This is a genomic window from Psychrobacter sp. FDAARGOS_221 (assembly GCF_002313155.2).
Classification (GTDB): Bacteria; Pseudomonadota; Gammaproteobacteria; order Pseudomonadales; family Moraxellaceae; genus Psychrobacter.
The window spans coordinates 1,305,181-1,326,436 of the sequence record NZ_NWFK02000001.1 but is presented as its reverse complement, the minus strand read 5'-3'; the positions used below and the strand labels follow the sequence as shown (position 1 = coordinate 1,326,436).

At 43.1% G+C, this 21,256-nt stretch carries 15 protein-coding genes; 9 read left to right on the top strand and 6 right to left on the bottom strand.

The window, feature by feature from the left end; genetic code table 11:
• Positions 1-112 precede the first annotated feature (112 nt).
• The 5 genes from lepB to A6J60_RS05485 all read left to right on the top strand — a co-directional run bounded on the left by lepB (position 113) and on the right by A6J60_RS05485 (position 4,545).
• On the top strand, positions 113-988 hold the full coding sequence (gene lepB / locus A6J60_RS05505) for a signal peptidase I (RefSeq protein WP_096066490.1): 876 nt from the start codon (positions 113-115) through the stop codon (positions 986-988).
• Between the two features lie 60 nt (positions 989-1,048).
• Positions 1,049-1,807: a ribonuclease III gene (rnc, locus tag A6J60_RS05500; RefSeq protein ID WP_096065082.1), complete on the top strand. Its 759-nt coding sequence runs from the start codon at positions 1,049-1,051 to the stop codon at positions 1,805-1,807.
• 155 nt (positions 1,808-1,962) lie between these two features.
• Positions 1,963-2,922, top strand: a complete 960-nt coding sequence (era, locus tag A6J60_RS05495; protein ID WP_227526179.1) for a GTPase Era — start codon at positions 1,963-1,965, stop codon at positions 2,920-2,922.
• Positions 2,923-2,981: 59 nt separating this feature from the next.
• Positions 2,982-3,689 (top strand): DNA repair protein RecO, encoded by a 708-nt coding sequence (gene recO / locus A6J60_RS05490; RefSeq protein ID WP_096065080.1) that lies wholly within the window; start codon positions 2,982-2,984, stop codon positions 3,687-3,689.
• 91 nt (positions 3,690-3,780) lie between these two features.
• On the top strand, positions 3,781-4,545 hold the full coding sequence (locus A6J60_RS05485) for a pyridoxine 5'-phosphate synthase (protein WP_096065079.1): 765 nt from the start codon (positions 3,781-3,783) through the stop codon (positions 4,543-4,545).
• Positions 4,546-4,577: 32 nt separating this feature from the next.
• On the opposite strand, the gene A6J60_RS05480 is transcribed toward A6J60_RS05485, so the two are convergent.
• Complete coding sequence (locus A6J60_RS05480) at positions 4,578-5,150, bottom strand: Tfp pilus assembly protein FimT/FimU (protein WP_096065078.1); 573 nt, start codon at positions 5,148-5,150, stop codon at positions 4,578-4,580.
• Between the two features lie 609 nt (positions 5,151-5,759).
• On the opposite strand from A6J60_RS05480, the gene A6J60_RS05475 reads away from it, so the two are divergent.
• The 3 genes from A6J60_RS05475 to mscL all read left to right on the top strand — a co-directional run bounded on the left by A6J60_RS05475 (position 5,760) and on the right by mscL (position 9,755).
• Positions 5,760-6,923, top strand: a complete 1,164-nt coding sequence (locus A6J60_RS05475; RefSeq protein ID WP_096065077.1) for an OmpA family protein — start codon at positions 5,760-5,762, stop codon at positions 6,921-6,923.
• Positions 6,924-7,154: 231 nt separating this feature from the next.
• Positions 7,155-9,002 (top strand): translational GTPase TypA, encoded by a 1,848-nt coding sequence (typA, locus tag A6J60_RS05470; protein WP_096065076.1) that lies wholly within the window; start codon positions 7,155-7,157, stop codon positions 9,000-9,002.
• A 318-nt stretch (positions 9,003-9,320) separates the two neighbouring features.
• On the top strand, positions 9,321-9,755 hold the full coding sequence (gene mscL / locus A6J60_RS05465; protein WP_096065075.1) for a large conductance mechanosensitive channel protein MscL: 435 nt from the start codon (positions 9,321-9,323) through the stop codon (positions 9,753-9,755).
• 181 nt (positions 9,756-9,936) lie between these two features.
• Here mscL and mutM read toward each other — a convergent pair whose 3' ends face one another.
• The 5 genes from mutM to cysM all read right to left on the bottom strand — a co-directional run bounded on the left by mutM (position 9,937) and on the right by cysM (position 17,657).
• Positions 9,937-10,863, bottom strand: coding sequence for a bifunctional DNA-formamidopyrimidine glycosylase/DNA-(apurinic or apyrimidinic site) lyase (gene mutM, locus A6J60_RS05460; RefSeq protein WP_096065074.1), 927 nt, complete (start codon positions 10,861-10,863; stop codon positions 9,937-9,939).
• Positions 10,864-10,932: 69 nt separating this feature from the next.
• Positions 10,933-13,596: a RelA/SpoT family protein gene (locus A6J60_RS05455; RefSeq protein WP_096065073.1), complete on the bottom strand. Its 2,664-nt coding sequence runs from the start codon at positions 13,594-13,596 to the stop codon at positions 10,933-10,935.
• A 527-nt stretch (positions 13,597-14,123) separates the two neighbouring features.
• Complete coding sequence (gene rlmD / locus A6J60_RS05450) at positions 14,124-15,683, bottom strand: 23S rRNA (uracil(1939)-C(5))-methyltransferase RlmD (protein ID WP_193778027.1); 1,560 nt, start codon at positions 15,681-15,683, stop codon at positions 14,124-14,126.
• Positions 15,684-15,798: 115 nt separating this feature from the next.
• Entirely contained in the window at positions 15,799-16,620 is an 822-nt protein-coding gene (locus tag A6J60_RS05445) for a 3'-5' exonuclease (protein ID WP_096065072.1), read from the bottom strand.
• Between the two features lie 89 nt (positions 16,621-16,709).
• Positions 16,710-17,657 carry a cysteine synthase CysM gene (cysM, locus tag A6J60_RS05440; RefSeq protein ID WP_096065071.1) on the bottom strand — a complete coding sequence of 316 codons (948 nt, stop codon included), beginning with the start codon at positions 17,655-17,657 and terminating at the stop codon, positions 16,710-16,712.
• A gap of 230 nt (positions 17,658-17,887) precedes the next feature.
• On the opposite strand from cysM, the gene A6J60_RS05435 reads away from it, so the two are divergent.
• A complete protein-coding gene (locus A6J60_RS05435) occupies positions 17,888-21,232 on the top strand; it encodes a histidine kinase dimerization/phospho-acceptor domain-containing protein (protein WP_096065070.1) in 3,345 nt (1,114 codons plus the stop codon).
• Positions 21,233-21,256 lie beyond the last annotated feature (24 nt).

Below are 21,256 nucleotides of genomic sequence, written 5' to 3'. Positions count from 1 at the left end.
TGCTGAGGCTAACTTAGCCAGTAAAGAGCAAGCTTATCGCAATGCGTTAACTGAGCATGGTCTAGCACCAACTGATGGCAATTTAGATGCTGTCAGTACCGAAGATGCGCCGATGCCTGTTAAGCAGGCAGAGCGTGAGTATCGTCAAGCCAAGCGTAACGTTAGCATCACGCAAAATTTAAGTGATCCTAAAGCATCAAAAGAGCACTTCCTAATTCGCTGGGCACATGATTACTTTATCGTGCTTGCTGTGGTTTTAGTGGTTCGCTCATTTATTATTGAGCCGTTTAACATCCCTTCATCATCAATGGTGCCTACCTTGTATACCGGCGACTATGTTGCGGTCAATAAATATGCTTACGGTATTCGTCTGCCACTGTCGTATAACAAAGTGATAGATACCGGAAATCCTGAGCATGGTGATGTGGTCGTATTCCGTTTCCCTGAAAATCCTAAGATTTATTATATTAAGCGGGTAATTGGTTTGCCCGGTGATACGGTTAGCTTTAATCAAGGCCAACTCTCGGTCAATGGTGAGCCTGTACCGACTAAGCCAGTTGACTTTACCGCTGATGAAGTGTTGACCGATCGCTTATATACCCCAGTTAAAGGTAATGGCATGCAGCGTGAGGTGTCTGAACAAGAAGCGATCAGTGCGGCACGTACTGAGGAGTCTGGTGCCAGATATTTCCAAGAGCAGTTAGGCACACACAGTTATTTACGTCGTTACTTAGCGCCTAGTCTGCAAGGCTCAAACTACTCAAATTTCCTACAGCAGTCATTAGACTATGAAGGTAGTTGGGAAGTGACGGTACCGGAAGACAATTATTTTGTGATGGGTGATAACTCTGATCGCAGTGAAGATGGCCGCTATTGGGGCTTTGTACCGGATGAGAATTTAGCGGGTAAAGCGGTTTATGTCTGGATGCACAAAAAACCAGGATTGACCAATCTGCCAACCTTTAGCTATAACCGTTCTATTGATTAATAACAAATGCAATAATATCGATACGCTATTATTGATAAGATATACAAGGTAGTGCAACTGATGTCCATGTCAAAGCAGGTGCCCAGACAACGATATACTAACTTTGAGCAAGGTCTCCAAAGTTTACAAACACAACTAGGCTATCGCTTTCAAGATACCAGTTTGGCAAAGCTTGCGCTGACCCATCGTTCTTTTGATGGCAAGATAAACTATGAGCGCCTAGAGTTCTTAGGTGATGCGCTGTTAGGGATGATTATTGGTGAAGCGTTATATTATCAATATCCCAAGCAAAACGAGGGTCGTTTAACGCGAATGCGTGCTACCTTAGTGCGTCAGGAATCGTTGGTTGAAGTGGCGCAAAAGCTGGGCTTGTCTTCACATCTCATATTAGGCATTGGCGAGCGCAAAGGCGGCGGTCGAGAGCGAGCCTCTATCCTTGCAGACACCGTAGAGTCATTAATTGGTGCTATATACCTAGACTCTCAAAGTATAGATGTGGTCAAAGCCTGCGTGTTAGATTGGTTCTCAGAGCTGATTGCCAATGTTAACGATCAGCGGGTCTTAAAAGATGCCAAGAGTCGACTACAAGAATGGTTGCAAGGCTATAAGTTTGAGCTGCCCAATTATGATTTATTAGAAACACAGGGTAATGCGCCCAATCAGATATTTATTGTGCGCTGCGAGGTCGATGTCCCTCATACCACAGCTATTGTCGAGTCAGGAGAGAGTCGACGTATCGCTGAACAAAAGACAGCAGAAAAAATGATCAATCAGTTAAATAAACTGGTCAATGATCGCGTCATTAAGTTAAAAAGCTAGAAAGCTAATTAGTTAGCGCATCAAACAAATTCATAGAAAGAACTACATACATAGATAATCGGATAACAAGATATATGGCAAATGCACCACAAGATGAACAAACACTTGCGCAAGCAAATACTGCGCAACAAGAGAACACCCCTGAAACCAATGACATGTTAGATGACTTCTTTAGCGGTGACGCACAGCGTTTGCCTGAAGACTATCGAGCCGGTTATGTTGCCATTGTTGGTAGACCGAATGTTGGTAAATCTACCTTGATGAACCACATGTTGGGTCAAAAGTTATCGATTACTTCACGTAAGCCACAAACCACGCGTCACCGTATTCACGGCATTTTATCGAGTGAAGATATGCAGGCGGTATTTGTTGATACCCCTGGTATTCACAGTAATGAAGTACGCCTGATTAATGAGCGTATGAACAAAGCAGCACTGTCTGCTTTGGTTGATGTGGACTTAGTGCTTTTTGTGGTTGATGGTGAGCAATGGCGTGAAGATGACTTATTAACCTTAGAGAAAATAGGTGAGACTGAGACCCCTGTGGTATTGGTTATTAATAAAGCCGATACCATCAAGGACAAAGGCTCCATTTTACCATTGATTGAAACCTATCATGAAAACTTTGACTTCTCTGATATCGTACCGGTTTCAGCATTAAAGAGTAAGAATCTAGATCGTCTGCAGGAAGTAATTCGTTCACATCTGCCTCAAGGTGCACCGATTTACGATACTGAGCAAATTACCGATCGCAGCGAGCGTTTCTTGGCCAGTGAAATTATTCGTGAAAAGATTATGCGTCTAGCTGGCGATGAAGTACCTTATGATTTGACGGTTCAAATTGATGAATTTAAAGATGAAGCGGCGCATATTGATCCTAAAACAGGACGTAAGCGCAAAGCGGTCACCTTTATTGACGCCACTATTTTTGTTGAGCGTAATGGTCAAAAAGCGATTGTTATTGGTGATAAAGGCAGCCGTATTAAACAAGTGGGCATTGCTGCTCGTGAAGATATGGAAGCCTTGTTTGAGCGCAAAATTATGCTTAACTTATGGGTTAAAGTGAAGCAGGGCTGGTCAGATGATGCTCGAGCGTTAAGCAGCTTAGGGTATTAGAAAGTCTACTCATTTTTATTGTGCGATAAGCCGCTTAGATTGCAAGGAGAGCGATTACATTGCGTAATGAACCTTTGCACGCTTATAGCTTGCATCAAAGAGCCTTTCAAGACAAACGTAGTATTTACTATTTGCTGACCAAAGAGCACGGCGTATTACATGGTATTGCCAAAAAAGGCATTCCCCAGTTTGCGCCGTTAACGCTTTTTGCAACCGGTAAAAAATCTCTTAAAACCCTACAACAAGTTAATATTGCAACCACAGTACCGAGTTTGGTCGGGCAACAGCAATATGCGGCGCTTTATGTGAATGAGATTACGCTGAAGCTATTACCGGTCGAAGACAGCGTGCCTATCATCTATGAGCAATACAATCAAACCATGTGTCACTTGCAGCAACCGCTTGACTTACAACAGCTCAAGCTGGTGCTTAGACGCTATGAATATGTGTTGTTTAACGAGCTTGGTTTTGCAATCGATTTAGAGTTTGATAGTGAGCAACTGGCTATTGATGCAAAGGCTAATTATAGGTTTGCTGCAGATAGAGGCTGGGTAAGAATAGATGAGGAGAGTGGTGATAGTAATGACCACTTAAGTCAGCATGTCGAAACGTTAACTGGTGATCAGATAATTGTTATGCGCTCAGGTATTGATGAGCAAAGTTTAGACAGCTGGTCACTGGTACATCGACAGCTGGTTGATCACTTATTTGATTATCAACCGCTACAAAGCCGTATACTTTGGCAGCAATTTCATCGTTATCAATAATGAATTTAGGTTGATATCAACCAACATATGCTCTGGATAGGCGTCATTAAGACGGCCGAGTGAGCATTTATTTATTTTGGGGTAAGCTGTTATGACTAAAAATGTATCTACTGCAACACCGTTATTGGGTGTCAATATTGATCACGTTGCTACGTTGCGTCAAGCGCGTGGGGTTGCTTATCCAGATCCTATCGCTGCTGCCTTATTATGTGAGCAAGCGGGTGCTGATGGCATTACGCTACATTTGCGTGAAGACAGACGTCACATTCAAGATGACGATGTGTATCGCATGAAGCCATTGTTAAAAACACGTATGAATCTGGAAATGGCGACTACTAGCGAGATGTTAGCCATTGCATTAGATGTTAAGCCTGAATGGGTATGCTTGGTACCAGAAAAGCGTGAAGAGCTGACCACCGAAGGCGGTTTAGATGTGGCTGCGCAAGTAGAGACGTTAGCACCTTATATTAAATCGCTACAGCAAGCTGATATTAAGGTGTCACTATTTATAGACCCTGAGCCTGCTCAAATTGAAGCGGCTTTACACTGTGGTACCGATGCTGTGGAGTTACATACAGGTAAATACTCTGAGGCTACATTGACCGAAGATAAGGCAGAGATTGCCAAAGAATTAGCACGTGTTCAGCAAGCGGCAGAGTATGCCTTGTCAAAGAGTGAACAGTTAATCATCAATGCGGGTCATGGTTTGACTCGGGATAACGTGCATGCCATTGCTAGCATACATGGCATTTATGAGCTGAATATCGGTCATGCATTGATCGCAGACAGCGTGTTTATGGGCCTAGAGAAAGCAGTTCAGGCCATGCAAGCGGCCATGCAAGGTAAAAAGATATAATTCAGCTGCCAATACGCTAGTTATATATCTAACTAATTAGGGCAGCCCGTCTTTTTAAAATCGTAAGGTTTAAAGCGATGGTTGCCCTGCTGATTTATCGATACTTGGTACATATTTTGGGTGTCTGCATTGTTCGGGCAATACTTTATATGACCAAAGTGACCTCGAGGTAGGCCGCTGTCTCCATAAAACTTTATGTAGTGACGGTTGGCTGCGCGCAGATAAATTTGGCCATAATCTAGTCCCATCGCTTGTTTTAACACCAAGCGGTCGCTATTAGGTGTAAAGGTATTGCTATTATCAGTATCTACAAATACCAGCAAATAAGCGTTGGCTTGTTTGTGGCAGGCGAGCTGCTCGTTGGCAAAGCACATAATGGTGTTTTGTCTTTGAATACGACTTTGTATCTTAGCAGTGCGTATGGCATTGGTGATATGACTGCGGATTTGATTGGCTTCCCATCCTTTTAGACTGTTTATAAAAGAGGGGATAGCAATAGAACCCATTAATGCAATGATTGCCACTGTGATGAGTGTTTCCAACAAGCTAAAGCCAGATTGATAAGCGCTATATCGTATATTGTGATTATCGCAAGTAGGCGGCATATCATCTCATTGAGTTAGAAAGCGTTAAAGTTGATGATGAAAACCGTTAGAAGCGGAGCCATTAAACAGCCACAAAAATAGTCTATAATCGACAATATGTAATAAATCCTAATAACCAGTCATTAATCAAAGGTTTCTATTCATTTGTACCCAGTAGGTAAGATTATTGGGAATAATTAACATATAACCTTGCCGTTAATATGGGAATAATAGGCACTATTGTCAAATTTTGTTACATTTGGTGAAAAAAGTAGCGTTAGGGATAGAACTATTTGGTTCTATGTATTAGAATTGATTTTAGTAATTTGTGCATCACATTTAGCTTTATTGATTGATATCATTTAATCACATAAATTAAAGCGGTTGTTGTTTCTTTTTTAATATATTAAAGAAACTTCAATAAAATCACTGAGGGAACTCATGTGGTTGCTGTGTGTATTAGATGACTGAGTCACAAAAATATGTTGTAAATTATTTAATTTATATATAAGCTATTATGCGAAAGTATAAATTAGTGCTTAGTTTGTGTAATAGATGGGCTAAGTGTTATAATTAATTTAAGGTATTAAGTGTTTCTTGCACACAAAACCACCCCCTTGGAGGAAGTTTATGAAATTCAATAAGATGACTTTGGCTATACTTGCAGCTTCTGCACCAATGCTAGCAACTGCAGGCGTAACAGTTAGTCCACTACTATTAGGTTACCACTACACTGAAGGTAGTAAAACTGAAGAAAGAACTGCAGAGTTATTTGGTAGCGACATCTCGAAAGAAGATGGCCTATATACTGGTGCCGCTCTTGGTATCGAACTAACCCCATCTACTCAGTTCCAAATTGAATACGGCATCTCTGATACTGATGCTCAAAGCAATGGCCAAGAAGTTGGCGATATGGAACAAAGAATGATCTCTGGTAACTTCCTAGTAGGCTTTGACGAGTTCACTGGTTACCGTGACAGCGCATTCCGTCCATACGCTTTAGTTGGTGCTGGTCAGTCTAAGCTTAAGTATGAAAGCAGAGATGGTACTAGAACTGCTGATTCAAAAGACACTATCGGTAACCTAGGTCTAGGTGCTATGTATCGCATCAACGACGCACTAAGCCTACGTGGTGAAGCGCGTGCGATTCATAACTTCGACCAAAACTGGTGGGAAGGTATGGCTCTTGCTGGTCTAGAAGTAGTTCTAGGCGGTCACTTAGCTCCAGCAGTTGCTGCGCCACCTGTAGCAACAGTTGAACCTACTCCAGTTGTTGTTGTTGAAGCTGACCAAGATTCAGACGGCGACGGCGTTGTTGACAGATTAGACCAGTGTCCAAACACTGCACCTAACGTTGTAGTTGACGAGCGCGGCTGTCCAGTTCAAGTTCAGATCGATGACGAACTGAAAATGGAATTACGTGTATTCTTTGACAACGACAAATCAGTAATCAAAGAACAGTACAAGCCAGAAATTGCTAAAGTAGCTGAAAAAATGCGTGAGTATCCAAACTCATCTGCTAGCATCGAAGGTCACGCTTCTAAAACTAGCCGCAGTTCTGCTACCTACAACCAGCGTCTATCTGAAGCACGTGCTATCGCTGTGAAAACTATGCTTACTAACGAATTTGGCGTTGCTCCAAACCGTCTAAGCACTGTTGGTTATGGTTTCGATCGTCCAATCGCTCCTAACGATACTGAAGAAGGTCGTGCGATGAACCGTCGTGTATATGCTGTTATCACTGGTAACAAAACCATGACTGTTGATCAAACTAAAGATATGAACGTTCAGTAATATCTTGAGTATGTTTTAGTAGTTATTTAAAAAAAAGCTGCCAATTGGTAGCTTTTTTTTGTTTTATTCTTATTTATATCAACCCTGTTGATATCAAACCAAAAAGTAACTTTTATTATTTTCTTCAAGCAATTATAAAATCAGTTAAAAAGCTGTCACATAATAGTGTTATACTGCTGCCAAGAAATACAGTTACTAATTATTACCCGAAAAATATTGAGTCTTTAATATATGTCTAATGAAATACAAAATTTACGCAATATCGCTATCATTGCCCACGTCGATCACGGTAAAACTACCTTAGTTGATAAATTATTACATCAATCAGGTACCTTCGACGACCGAGCTAATATTGCGGAACGCGCAATGGATTCAGGCGCGATTGAGCAGGAACGTGGTATTACGATTCTTGCTAAGAACACAGCCATTAAATGGCAACATCCGACCAGAGATATTGAGTATCGCATTAATATTGTGGATACCCCTGGCCACGCCGACTTCGGTGGCGAAGTAGAGCGCGTTATGTCAATGGTAGACTGCGTATTATTAGTCGTAGATGCTGTTGATGGTCCAATGCCGCAAACCCGATTTGTAACTCAAAAAGCTTTCGAGCAAGGCTTGAAACCTATTGTCGTTATTAACAAGATTGACCGTCCTGGTGCACGTCCTGATTGGGTAATGGATCAAATTTTTGATCTATTTGATAACCTAGGCGCTACTGATGAGCAGCTTGATTTCCCAATCGTTTATGCATCAGCTTTAAATGGTATTGCCGGTCTTCAGGCAGATGAGCTGGCTGAAGATATGACGCCATTATTTGAGACTATTGTTGATGTGGTAGAGCCACCTCAAGTTGATGCGGATGCACCTTTCCGTATGCAAATCTCAAGCTTAGATTACAACAGCTTTGTTGGTGTTATTGGTATTGGTCGTATCGAGCGTGGTCGCATTTCGACTAACACACCAGTGACTGTTATTGATAAAGAAGGTAAAACCCGCAACGGTCGTATCTTAAAAATCATGGGCTATCATGGCCTAGATCGTATTGATGTTGAAAACGCTCAAGCAGGTGATATTGTTTGTATTACCGGTATCGATGCGTTGAATATCTCAGACACCATTTGTGATCCAAATAATGTCGAAGCATTACCGCCATTAACGGTAGATGAGCCGACTGTTTCTATGACGTTCCAGGTTAACAACTCACCATTCGCTGGTCGCGAAGGTAAGTTTGTAACCTCACGTAATATTCGTGAGCGTTTAGAGCGCGAATTGATTCATAACGTGGCACTACGTGTTGAAGACACTGAGTCAGCAGAGAAATTTAAAGTATCTGGTCGTGGTGAGCTTCACTTATCTGTACTGATCGAAAATATGCGTCGTGAAGGCTTCGAGCTTGCAGTATCACGTCCAGAAGTTATCGTGAAAGAAGTAGACGGTAAGCTACAAGAGCCTTATGAAAATGTGATTTTTGATGTGGAAGAGCAGCATCAAGGTACTATCATGGAGCAAGTAGGTCTGCGCAAAGGCGAAATGACCGATATGCAACTTGATGGTAAAGGCCGTATGCGTATTGAAGCCGTTATGCCAGCTCGTGGCTTGATTGGTTTCCGTTCTGAGTTCATGACATTGACATCAGGTACCGGTATCTTAACCTCAAGCTTCTCGCATTATGGTCCACAAAAAATTGGTGATGTTGGTGGTCGTACCAATGGTGTGCTGGTTTCTATGGCCAACGGTGTTTGCTTGGGCTATGCGTTGTTTAACCTACAAAAACGCGGTAAGTTATTTGCCGAACCTCAACTAGAAGTGTATGAGGGTATGATTGTTGGTCTAAACTCACGTAGTGATGATATGGTTGTTAACCCAACGACTGCTAAGCAGTTAACCAACGTTCGTGCCAGTGGTACCGATGAAGCGTTAACCTTAGTTCCTGCTATCAAGTTCACTCTTGAGCAAGCGCTTGAGTTTATCGAAGATGATGAGCTGGTTGAAGTGACACCTAAGTCGATTCGTTTACGTAAAAAATATTTAACTGAAAGTGAGCGTAAGCGTCACGGCCGTAAAAAAGAAAAGTAAGCTAATACGGTTTTAACCAAAATCGTTTATTAGTACTTAATGTTTATTATTTATTAACAATAAACTAATAAACAAAAGGGATAACATAAGCTATTATGTCATCCCTTTTTTACACCTATTCTATTAAGATATTTTTTGATATTAAATGCTTCTGAGATACCTTACAAAGAACTGCTACTGATCTTTTAGTAGATTATTGCGACTTACTGCTTGTCTTTGTATTCGTTAATCTGGTTAACCACTGTGATTAGTTATAGATTATAATAGGCAAAGTTTAGTGCATTAGTTAAGTATCACAGATGGTTTTGGAGACAATTTATGAGCATGATCTCAGAATTTAAAGAGTTTGCCCTAAAAGGCAATGTTATGGATTTGGCAGTCGGTGTCATTATCGGCGGTGCTTTTTCAACCATTACCACCTCATTGGTTGAAGATGTCATTATGCCTATCGTGGCTTTCATTGCCGGTGGCGAAATCAACTTTAAGAACATGTTTATTGTACTAGGTGATGTGCCAGAAGGCGTTGCCATGACATACGACAGCTTAAAAGGAGCGGGTATTCCTATCTTAGCTTACGGTAGCTTCATCACCGTATTAATTAACTTCTTAATTTTAGCCTTCATTATCTTTATGATGGTTAAAGGCATGAACAAAATGCGCCGTAACAATGCGGTTGAAGAAGAAGTGGTTGAAGATACACCATCAGAAGAAGTATTGTTATTACGTGAAATTAGCAAAAAGCTAAGCAAGTAATTAACACTGCTATTTTCAATGCAAAAAAAAGAAGCCAATTTGGCTTCTTTTTTTTAGCTCTATCAAAATATACAAACCAACAGTTTGTGCTGAAGATATAATCTAAATAACTATCTAGATATTAATCTAACTAAATATCATATCAATCTAAAAAAACTTTAATTTCATCAAAGCCAGCTAGTTAAAGTGGCTGGCACTCTGGACAAAACGTACTGGCACGGCCATTAATCACTACTTTATCGATATCAGTGCCGCAAGTTGGGCAAGGCTCTTTATGCTTGCCATATACCAGTAATGTCTGCTGAAAATATCCAGTTGCATCACTGGCTACTTTGAAGTCACGTAAGCTGGAGCCTCCCTTTTCAATAGCGCGTTGTAAAATGGCGCGAATGTGCTTAGTTAATGTTTCAAGCTGAGTTTTACTCAGTTGATCTGCTGGGGTGCTAGGATGGATATGAGACAAGAATAAGCTTTCGGTTGCATATATATTACCCACACCAACCACCACAACCTGATCCATAATAACCGATTTAATCGGGCGCGATATGGGCTTCAGTGCTTTTTTATTTGACTGACCGCGTTCCTTATTTTCAGCAATTCTATGGATTCGGTTATACAGGTACGACGCGTTAAACTCTTCACTTAACGGTTCTGCGCCTAAATGTGAGAACAGTCGATCAGCATAATCATCAAACCAAAGTAGAGCCCCAAAGCGGCGTGGATCATGATAATGCAGCTGTTTATCAGCGCCTGGGTTTTGAGGGTTTTGAAAATGAAGAATCAAATGATCGTGCTTGCGCTTGTCACTGCCTTCTTCAAACTGCTGAAGACTGCCTGACATGCCCAGGTGGATAATCACAGACTTATATTGCGGCTTATTTTTATCTAAAACCAAACTATCTTGATTATCTGAGTCACGCTGAAACTGTAAAATAAGATATTTTGCGCGGCGAGAGACCTGCTTTAACTGATAACCTTCTAGCTGTGCTAGGTCATTTGGTACCGGCCAGCGCAGCTTAGGCTGGAATACGTCAACTTTGGCCACTTGCTGATTTAACAAGGGCGTTAAGCTTACTTTTGTGGTTTCGACTTCAGGTAACTCAGGCATCGTTGCTTATCTTATTTTGTTTTATATTATTAACTTAAATCAAATCACAAGTTTAAATCAAACCATAGCCTAAACAGCACGTCTGGCATGTAAAATACCTGGTTGCTGCTCAAGTTTTGCCAACAGTTTTGATAACTGAGACAGACCGGTGACTTCTAATTTAAACTTCAAGTGCGCCACATTATCATTATCACTGTTGGTGTCTACACCGCGAATATTGATGTTTTCTTTATCAATGACTTGGGTTAAGTCACGCAGTAAGCCACGTCTGTCATAGGCTTCAATGATAATCTCAACTGGCTGATAGGTCGTCTGTTGGGTAGTCCAAGTCGCTGAGATTTGACGCTCAGGTTCACGTTCAATAAGACGGGCATATTCTGCACAGCCGCGGTTATGAATGGACACGCCACTGCTTTGGGTAATAAAGCCGGCAATAGGCTCACCATAGATGGGCTGACAACAATTGGCAAAACGGGTTTCAATGTTATCTAGACCGTCGATGTATACCTGATTGGCATCTTGCTTATCATGGGACTTATGTTGGGTGTGATGCGTATTAGGCACATAGTCTGGCTCATCTTTATCAGTGACTAGATTAAGTTCACGAGAAATATGACCAGTCAGTTGATGCAGACCAATCTCGCCGGTGACCAACGCAATCAAAATATCATCGGCAGAGTTCATGCCAAAGTGTTTAACGTAATCTTTTAGATGGACACTATTGGCGCTAACCGACAAGCGAGCAAGCTCCTTGGCAAGCATCTGTTTGCCAATTTCTAAGTTCTTATCTCTATCTTGCTTATTAAACCATTGGCGTAGCTTAGAGCGGGCGCGACTGGTTTGGATATAGCCTAAAGATGGCACCAACCAATCACGGTTGGGCTCGCGCGATGACTTGGTGATAATCTCAACCTGTTCACCTGTCTTAAGTTGATAGGTGAGTGGCACAAAGCGTTGGTTAACACGCGCTGCTTGGGCACGGTTACCGACTTGAGTATGCACATAATAGGCAAAATCGAGCACCGTAGCACCTTTTGGTAATTCAGTAATGTCACCGTCACGGCTAAAGACGTAAATGTGTTCAAGCTCACCAAAATCGACCAACTGCTCGTCATCTGACTCTACGTCTTGCCCAAATTCTTCGGTTAAGTTAGGGTCAAGCAGGTTTTTATTGGTATTGTCGCTTCCGGCCAATAACAGCTGACGCAACGAGTTAATCTTTTGACTCAGATAAGCGTCTTGTTTATTTTTGCCGCCCTCTTTGTAGTTAACGTGAGCACACATACCCAGCTCAGCTTCGAAGTGCATCTGATGGGTACGAATTTGAATCTCTAATGACTTGTGTTCCGCAATAACAGCGGTATGTAATGAGCGATAACCATTGGCTTTAGGATTGGTTATATAGTCGTCAAACTGTTCAGGAATATGGCGCCACATGCCATGCACCAAGCCTAAAGTGTGGTAACACTCAGCTGGCGTATCGACCAACACACGTAGCGCACGGATATCATAAAGTTGATCAAAGGATAGCCCTTTGAGCTTCATTTTGCGATAAATAGAGTAGATGTGCTTGACCCGTCCAGAGACCTCGCCTTTGATACCGGCCTCTTTTAGGGCGTTTTCAAGTTTTGCTTGTACACGCTCGATATAGGCTTCACGCTCACTGCGCTTTTCTGCCAATAGCTTGGCGGTTTCTTTGTAGCGTTCGGGGGCCAAATAGCGGAATGCTAAATCCTCAAGCTCCCACTTTATTTGCGCAATACCTAAGCGGTGTGCCAGTGGCGCATAGATGGTCATTACCTCACGTGATACGCGCTGTCGACGCTCTTCGCTGGCGTAGGATAGCTCGCGCATAGCAAAGGTACGCTCAGCCAGCTTAATCAATACCACACGCACATCGTTGGTCATTGAGATTAGCATACTGTAGATATTAGACAACTGCTCGCGTTGGTTATTAACGAAGTGATCTTCTAGGTGTTTGTTACTTTCAATAATTTCTGACAACCGCCCCATGGCCAACGCATCTTTTACCAAGGTAGCGACTTCATTGCCAAACACCTCTTGGATACGCGCATGCGTAATCAGCTGCGTACGTGCAGCACGATAGAGCATAGCAGCGGTCAGCGCATCTTCATCTTGATATAAATAGGTTAGGATATCGGTCATGCCAATACCTGTCATAAAGGCGCTAGAGCGACCGCCTTCTTCGTCTAAGCTAGACTTAGTGCCAATCAAGTCACAGGCTTTAGCCAAATCTGGCAACTGTGAGATATTGACTCGGTTGGAAACCGCCTTTAGCCAAGCAGGCAGGTCAATGAGAGTATTTTCTGCCAGTTTCTTGGTTGGTTCATCGGTTAATTTGGCATCTGTTTCAGCGGTAGATACACTACTATCGCCTTGATTACCCATGTTGCTGTTAGACCGGACATGATCACCTGTGGTAGGGTGCGCTGTATTTTGAAAGTAAGTCAGGTTATCAAGCTGAATCTTTTTTAGAATGGAGACATCATTAAGCGGCAATATGTCTGCTTGTAGGGTACGATCCATGGCTGTGGTCAACTTTGAAGTTGCCAACTGCTTTTTCAGATCTTCGTTAAGCATATCGTAGGAGACGCGGGTAGGGTTATAATAGCCATGCTGCTGCTGGGCTATCATTTGTGCCGCTAGGGAGGCGCTGTCTTCCGCCGTCGTTTGACCATCAATCAGGGGTAACCCTTCACGAACTTTTACCAAGTCTTCCTCCCTTTGTATGTATTTATCAAGCAGGCTGTCTAATTTGTTTTGTTAGTCGTTATCTTATTCAGCATCTGTGAAGTTATTATTTTTAGTGATTTAGGCTGTCAGTCGCTGAAAAATTTAGACGTTTCATAAAGCTGCTGAAAGTATCTGGCTAAACCTAAATACTGCCGTTTAATGTTTAGCAGACATTAAGGTTTTCAATAATTTATGGTGCCTTACGCACTGATAATGACTACCTATTATTATCTTGTCTAAAAATTAAATTTCAAGGTACTAATTGTGTACAACTGTACTCTAAATGTGATTTATTTTTAATCGGACTGATATGGCAATTGACAGGTTTAGGTTGGTATGTACTCGTTTGACGACTTGGACTGATTTCTTAAAGACTTTTCCCAAATAAAGCTGCTAAAACTGTCGCTATAAAAAGAGGTATAAATATAAAATAGCAGGCCTAAACTCAGTTTAGACCTGCAATTATTGAGCTCAAATTAATTGTCAATCAAAAGTTCACATAACGCTTAATCAGCTTCTGAAATATCGGTCACTTTTTCAAAGCGGGCGATAGATTCAACATGGCCAGTATGACAGAACATATCCATTACGCCGGCGTCTGTTAGGCGGTAACCTTGCTCAATTAAAGTTTTAGTATCGCGTGCTAATGTGGCCGGGTTACAAGACACATAGACAATACGCTGGGCATTAAAGCGTGGTAAATACTGCATGACCTCCCAAGCGCCAGAGCGAGGTGGGTCAATTAAGATGGCATCAAAACCTTGCTGTGCCCAAGGCTGATCACTAAAGTCTTGAGTCAAATCTTGATTATAAAACTCAGTATTGGTGATGCCATTGCGCTTGGCATTATCTGCTGCGCGGGCTGTCATTGCATCTGAGCCTTCAACGCCGATGGCAAGACCTTGCGAACCATCATCACCGCCGACCAAGCGTGCTAGAGGTAAACTAAAGTTGCCCAAACCACTAAACAAATCCAGTACGCGCTCGCCTGGTTTTAAGTCGAGTAAGTCACACGCTAGCTTAGTCATCTTGCGATTCACCGATAAGTTCACTTGCGTAAAGTCAGTCGGGATAAATTCGTAAGTTAAATCAAACTCAGGAAGCTGATAATACAAGCGGCCAAACTGCTGACTCATATCATCATAATCATTTAAAGCGACACGTTGGATACTATCAGGACCTTTAGACTGCAGATAAAGCTGCCATTGGCGTGCTTTAAAGAAAGTCTTTAATCGCTCGATATCAGTGTTAGATAAGGGTTCTAGATGACGTAAAATTAGTGCGACAGGTTGATCGCCATCTGGCAGCTCTGGTAGCGCTTCACCCATAGCTAATTCGATTTGAGCAATGTGTGCACGTGCTTCTAACGAGCTAATAAGTGCTTTTAAGTTTTCAAGCTCGAAGCCAATGCGCTCATCAAGAATATGGCACTCATTTAACTCAGCTAAGAAGTTGCTGTTGCGCTCACGGAAACCGACCAAAGCGGTTTCTTTTTTGGCCACATAGCGAACACCCATGCGTGCCTTAGTACGATAGCCCAAACGATCTGCCACGACGGGCTCAAGCCAATTATCAGGCTGAATATTGGCCTGATGCTCTAACAGCTCAGCTAATACGGTTTGTTTAAACGCGATTTGGCCTTCAGGCTGCCAATGTTGCAAGCTACAACCGCCGCATATACCAAAATGAGGGCAGGGCGGGGTCTGACGCTCTGGATGTGGGTTGCTAATCAGTTTGACAGCGTCACCCTCTTCAAAGCTTTTACGACTGTTGGTCAGGCGTACTTCAACAGATTCATCAGGCAGTGCAAAGCTGACAAATACTTTTTTGCCATGCTTGTCTTCACTGTGTCCGTCTTCTGTACCAAATTGGTTGCCATAAATGGCCACGCCACGACCGTCATGAGACAGGCCATCGATTTTAAAAGGAAGCGGCGGGGCATCTTTTAGACGACGACGCACACGTGAGCTTGGTTTGGACTGTTTTTTGCTCGGTGCATCAGCCAATACAGAACGCTTGGTTTTGGTGTTAGATGACGGATTTTTTGGGGTATCGGTGGGCTGCATAGACCTGCCTGTTTATTAAAAGTGCTGAAAAAATAGGGTGGAGATATCAGAGTCGATTTTAACACATAAACCAAGGCTTTGAGGCCATCAAGCAATGTTTCAGCCTGATTAGGTATTAGCTGTTAGACACATCAGGCCAATGATCCAAAAAGGCTTGATGACGTATGCTGTCATCGGCCTCACGCTTGGTGCTGAGATAGTCACGAGTTTGTGCCTGCCAGCTCTCAAAGTTGGCAGAATTTAAGGTGCCAGTTAAACGCAGCCAACGTAAGAAGATTAGCCACGTATTCAATGCGTCTGACTCGCAATACAGCGCAAGCTCATGCCACTGTTCTCGCTGAACTAAGTCACCGACCATGCTGCCATCGATATCGGTTTTGCCAGGCAGACCATAGAGACTGGCTACCAAATTCATGGATTCACGACGACTGCTGCCATATTGGCTAAATCGATCCATTAAGTCCAGATGTCGATCATGATAACGACTGACATAGTTGTCAAAGCGCATGCTGTGAATACGGTCGCCGGTTTCAAACAACAAAGGCACGCTTAAATCATACTGCATGGCGCGGTAGATAATCACAGGAATATCAAAGCCTGAGCCATTCCAGCTGACTAATTGCGGTAAGCTTTGTAGGTCATTAAAGGCGCGGAAAAAAGTAGCTAAGATTTCTTTTTCACTGTGCTCGTCAGCAGTGAGTGAAAATAAAGAAAATTGACCTGATTTTATATACAGTACAGAGATGCAGACAATACGATGTAAGGGCAGGCGCATGAAGTCATGGCCTGCTTCTTGAGTGCGTAGGCTGGTCAATGCGGTCAGTGCATCTTGGTCATTAAGCGATGCCAGCTCTGGATAGATGCGACGCGCCCCGTCGATATCAGCGACGGTTTCGACATCAAATACCAAAATAGGGCGGTTAGCAAAGTCAGTCATAACATACTCTGTCAGGCGTTATGGTTTATATATTCAGCTTCAAAAACTAAGCAATAAACCTAATGAGTCAGTCGATTATTTACAGCCACTTATTGAGCGGTAAATAAGCCAGTAGATAAGTATCTGTCACCACGGTCACAGACAATAAAGGCAATCACAGCGTCAGCATCAGAGGCACTAATTTCTTTTGCCACTTGTATCGCCGCCCACGCTGCTGCACCAGAGGAAACACCGGCCAAAATGCCTTCAGTGCGTGCTAGTTTACGCATATAGTCTTCCGCGGTGTGCTGGTTGATATCGATAACGCGATCGATAACACTGGCATCATAAATTTCAGGCTTATAGGCTTCTGGCCAACGGCGAATACCAGCAATCGAAGATCTGTCATCTGGCTGCAGACCAATCACTTGGATGTCTGGGTTTTGCTCTTTTAAATATTTACCTGTGCCAGAGATGGTGCCGGTAGTACCCATAGAGCTAATAAAGTGGGTAATACGCCCGTTAGTTTGACGCCATAATTCAGGACCTGTCGTGGCATAGTGTGCGGCACTGTTGTCTGGGTTAGCAAACTGATTAAGCACAATACCTTTGCCATCTGCTTGCATCTGTAACGCTTGGTCACGGGCAGCTTCAATACCTTCGTCGACCTCAATTAATGTAGCGCCGTATGCCGCCATTGCATCTTTACGCTCTTGCGTTGAGTTGGTTGGCATCAGTAAGATCATCTCGTAGCCACGCATCGCAGCGACCATGGCCAAAGCAATGCCGGTATTGCCACTGGTGGCTTCAATTAAAGTATCACCTGGCTTAATATCACCTCGCTTTTCTGCCTGCAAAATCATATTAAACGCTGGACGATCTTTTACTGAGCTGGCTGGATTGTTGCCTTCAAGCTTGGCAAGCAGTTGAACCTGGTCAGAAACCCCTTCAAGCTGTGGTAAGCGCTGTAAAGACACCAAGGGAGTATTGCCAACACAGTCTGCTAACGTGCTGATTTGTTCAATAAAGCTCACCGGATTTTGGTTGGAATTTGACATAAAAGCTCTCAATGTATGTTTGGTTTAATAAATAAAACAGACTTTAAATGCGACAGACTAAATGTAAAAGATTATAACACTTTGAGTAGCAACTGGTTATCTGCAATACGTTGAAAACCTGTTACACTTAACTTAGGTGAACGAAATGCTTTTTATATAAGTTTATAAGGCGGCCTATAGTACCTAACTTGCCGAACCTGAGATGCGACAACTGATATGCGACAACTGATATGCGAAAAAAGATAATTGATTTTAGCAGTGCTTATGCACAACTGATTTTGCTGGTTTTTTTACCGACAGTCATCTTGGCGGCAGTGGGTGCCTATTTGGTTGAAAAAGAATCGAGTAAGGCTATTAAGTCCGAGCAGCGAACTGTAGCAACAGCTGCTTTGATTCGCTATGAGCCGATGGTGAAACAAATCTTGCCTGCGATGATAGACAGTCAGCAGGCATTGGCCGAATCACAAAATCAAGATCAAACTGGCACCTCAGGGCAAGATCAGAATCAGTCTCAAAATCAAGCTGAGCAACCAGATATGCCTTCGTTAGATGATGTGCAGTCTCGTATTAGTACTATTTTAACCTCGATGAATAATGATCTGCATATCCATCGGGTGGCGATTATTGATGAAAAAGGCAAAAAGTTGGCCTCCTCAGGGGATCAAACTGCAGCGCCTTGGATTCATTTAACGGCAAAGACAGAGCAAGAGGACTTTATCTCGGGCATTGCAACCCCGGCGGGCACAGCCTATGGTCATCTATTGGGTGAGTATGATGGTCTTAAATACTGGCTGTTTGTGGATATGGACAATGAGCCATTAACCATTGCACAGCTCAAAGTATGGCTTGGGCTCGGGGTGACCGGTTTATTTACACTACTAATGCTGCTATTAAGTCTAAATATTTATGCCAAGCGCTGGATTGTACCCATCTATGATTTGCGCCTGCATCTGCAGCAGATTAGTCCTGAGAATATGTATTTGCCGGTGAATACTGAATCAAGTGGTGAGCTAAATCAGCTGCAACAAGACTTGGTGAAGACCTTGCGCCGACTATATGGTGATTTCCAAGAGTTAAAAGATCACTCCGATCAGACTGAAGAAGACTTACGTGACGCATTTGATGAGATGGAGATGCAAAACATCTTTATCCGTGAAGCGCGAGATCAAGCCATCTCAAGTAGCCAAGCCAAGTCCGCCTTTTTGGCCAATATCAGTCATGAGCTGCGTACGCCTTTAAATAGTATTGATGGTTTTATTAACTTGCTGGCGCGCCATGGTGAATTGACTGCAGAGCAAGATCTGTATGTGCAGACTATTCGCAAGTCCTCAGCACATTTATTGGCATTGGTGAATGATGTACTGGACTTTTCAAAAATTGAAGCGGGCAAGCTGATACTCGATAAGCATGAGTTTAGTCTATATTCTGCTATTTATGATGTGATGGATATGTTGTCGCCGTTAGCAGCAGAAAAAGGGCTGCGTATGGCGGTCATGTATTACAACGATGTGCCCAATACCATTATCGGCGATGCGTTACGCATCAAGCAGGTACTCACCAATCTAGTGGGCAACGCTATTAAGTTCACAGACGTGGGTGAAGTAGTAGTGCGAGTCGGTGTTGATGAAGTGGCTGATGAGTCAGCAATCGCTGTACAACAGGCCGATAACCAAGCAGATAATGAGACTTCAGATACCGCTAATAATGCGACCAGCCAACCCAATGATGGCATGATTCATATTGCCATTCAGGATACTGGTCACGGATTGTCTGATAAAGCCAAAACCCAACTGTTCAAAAGCTTTAGCCAAGGTGACCCTTCTATTACCCGTCAATATGGCGGCACCGGTCTGGGTCTGGTTATCTCCAAGCAGTTGACACGCCTAATGGGCGGTAAAATCGGCTTTTATAATAATGATAATAATGCCAATAATGAGCCATTGGCATTGCCTGATCCAACCTTGCAGGGGGCGACGGTCAGCAAGCCTATCGTTAGAACCGGCGCGACGTTTTGGTTTAGTATTCCAGCCCATGTCGAGGTAGATGCGCCAACTGATATTGAGTTTGGCAGTACCTTTGAAGACATTGACAATGAAGCTCAGTTTCAACTGCCGATATTACGTCCTTTTGCGCAGGCGCAAGGCGGTGATGATAAGCCGTTTGATATGTTGGTTTGGATCAACCATGCACCGACGATACAAGTGTTTATGGCAGCGCTACGACCACTCAATATTAATGTCACAGTGGCTCGTTCCTTGGCCGGTGCGTTAGAGCGCTTAAAAGAAGAAGGTAAGCGTTGGGATTGGGTCGTCATCGATGGCAGTGAAGGTGAGGGCAGTGAGGACAGGGCGGCTTTATTAAAACAAATTCGATTGCACTACCAAGGCAAGTTGGCCATTTATGGCTATCAGGTAGCGCTTGATGCAACGCTGTTAGAGCGCTATAAAGCCGGCGGTCTGTATCAGCCATTAGACAAGCGTCAACTGTATCGCATGCTAGACACGCGTACGGTGAATATGTCGACCATGGTCGCTCCGCCAACCTGGAAAGGGGTGACTGTATTAGCCGTTGATGATCACCTACCAAACTTACTGGTATTAGATGCGTTACTCAGCGAGCTGGGTATCAAAGTGATTACCGCCAACAGTGGCTATGATGCGGTTGATATTATCAGTCAGCAGCTGATGTCTGAAACCAAGCAATTGACTGATTTAGAATACGATGGGCATAATTTATATGAATCCGATGATTCTCAAGACAAGCCAGTGACTGACGGCTCAGCGCATAACATTGATTTGGTGTTTATGGACGTTCAGATGCCACGTATGTCTGGTGATGAAGCGGCCAAGAAAATACGTCAACTAGAAGCAGATGCCCAGCAAAACCATCGCGCTGATATTAAGAAATTGCCTATTATTGCGTTAACTGCACACGGTTTGGCAGATGGAAAGGAGCGCTTGATCAATGCCGGTATTGATGATTATGTCGGTAAGCCTATTAGTCGCCCACAGTTACTACAAATCTTACAGCGCTGGCTAGGACGCGGTAATGAAACGCCGGTCAACTCGTTAAGAAAAGAGGCGCAACAACAATCATTGATTGGATCAGATCAGTTAACTGATATCTCGCAAGATGAGAGCTCTGATAACGAGATGCTGGTTGTAGACTGGCGAGATGCGCTGGTACGTTCAGCCAATAAACCGGAGCTCGCTAAGCAGCTGCTATTAATGATGCAGCAATCTGTGCCTGAGGAGCTTGAGGCACTTGAAGCGGCTTGGGAGATGCGAGATCGTGAGGAGCTAGGGCAAATTGCGCACCGAGTGTTAGGCGCGAGTCGTTACTCTGGTGTGCCACAAATTCGTCAAGCCAGTCAGGACTTAGAAGATAAGTGTTTGCTCAATGTGCAGCACACCACGCCATCACAATTTAGCATGTTACAGCCGCACTATGAGGCGCTGGTCGATAGCTTAGAGCAATTACAGTCGCTAGATTTAGAGGCGTATATTACCCAGCAAATCGAGGATACAGAGAATAAGTCATTGAGTGAAAATGATATGATTTGGAAAATGATTTAATCTGGTTATCTAACATTATCACAA

Excerpts from the sequence above, each read along its gene's own strand:
- lepB (WP_096066490.1), top strand. The coding sequence starts at position 113 with ATGCCTGTTAAGCAGGCAGAGCGTGAGTATCGTCAAGCCAAGCGTAAC.
- rnc (WP_096065082.1), top strand. The coding sequence starts at position 1,049 with ATGTCCATGTCAAAGCAGGTGCCCAGACAACGATATACTAACTTTGAG.
- era (WP_227526179.1), top strand. The coding sequence starts at position 1,963 with ATGTTAGATGACTTCTTTAGCGGTGACGCACAGCGTTTGCCTGAAGAC.
- A6J60_RS05485 (WP_096065079.1), top strand. The coding sequence starts at position 3,781 with ATGACTAAAAATGTATCTACTGCAACACCGTTATTGGGTGTCAATATT.
- A6J60_RS05480 (WP_096065078.1), bottom strand. The coding sequence starts at position 5,150 with ATGCCGCCTACTTGCGATAATCACAATATACGATATAGCGCTTATCAA.
- A6J60_RS05475 (WP_096065077.1), top strand. The coding sequence starts at position 5,760 with ATGAAATTCAATAAGATGACTTTGGCTATACTTGCAGCTTCTGCACCA.
- typA (WP_096065076.1), top strand. The coding sequence starts at position 7,155 with ATGTCTAATGAAATACAAAATTTACGCAATATCGCTATCATTGCCCAC.
- mscL (WP_096065075.1), top strand. The coding sequence starts at position 9,321 with ATGAGCATGATCTCAGAATTTAAAGAGTTTGCCCTAAAAGGCAATGTT.
- mutM (WP_096065074.1), bottom strand. The coding sequence starts at position 10,863 with ATGCCTGAGTTACCTGAAGTCGAAACCACAAAAGTAAGCTTAACGCCC.
- rlmD (WP_193778027.1), bottom strand. The coding sequence starts at position 15,683 with ATGCAGCCCACCGATACCCCAAAAAATCCGTCATCTAACACCAAAACC.
- A6J60_RS05445 (WP_096065072.1), bottom strand. The coding sequence starts at position 16,620 with ATGACTGACTTTGCTAACCGCCCTATTTTGGTATTTGATGTCGAAACC.
- cysM (WP_096065071.1), bottom strand. The coding sequence starts at position 17,657 with ATGTCAAATTCCAACCAAAATCCGGTGAGCTTTATTGAACAAATCAGC.
- A6J60_RS05435 (WP_096065070.1), top strand. The coding sequence starts at position 17,888 with ATGCGAAAAAAGATAATTGATTTTAGCAGTGCTTATGCACAACTGATT.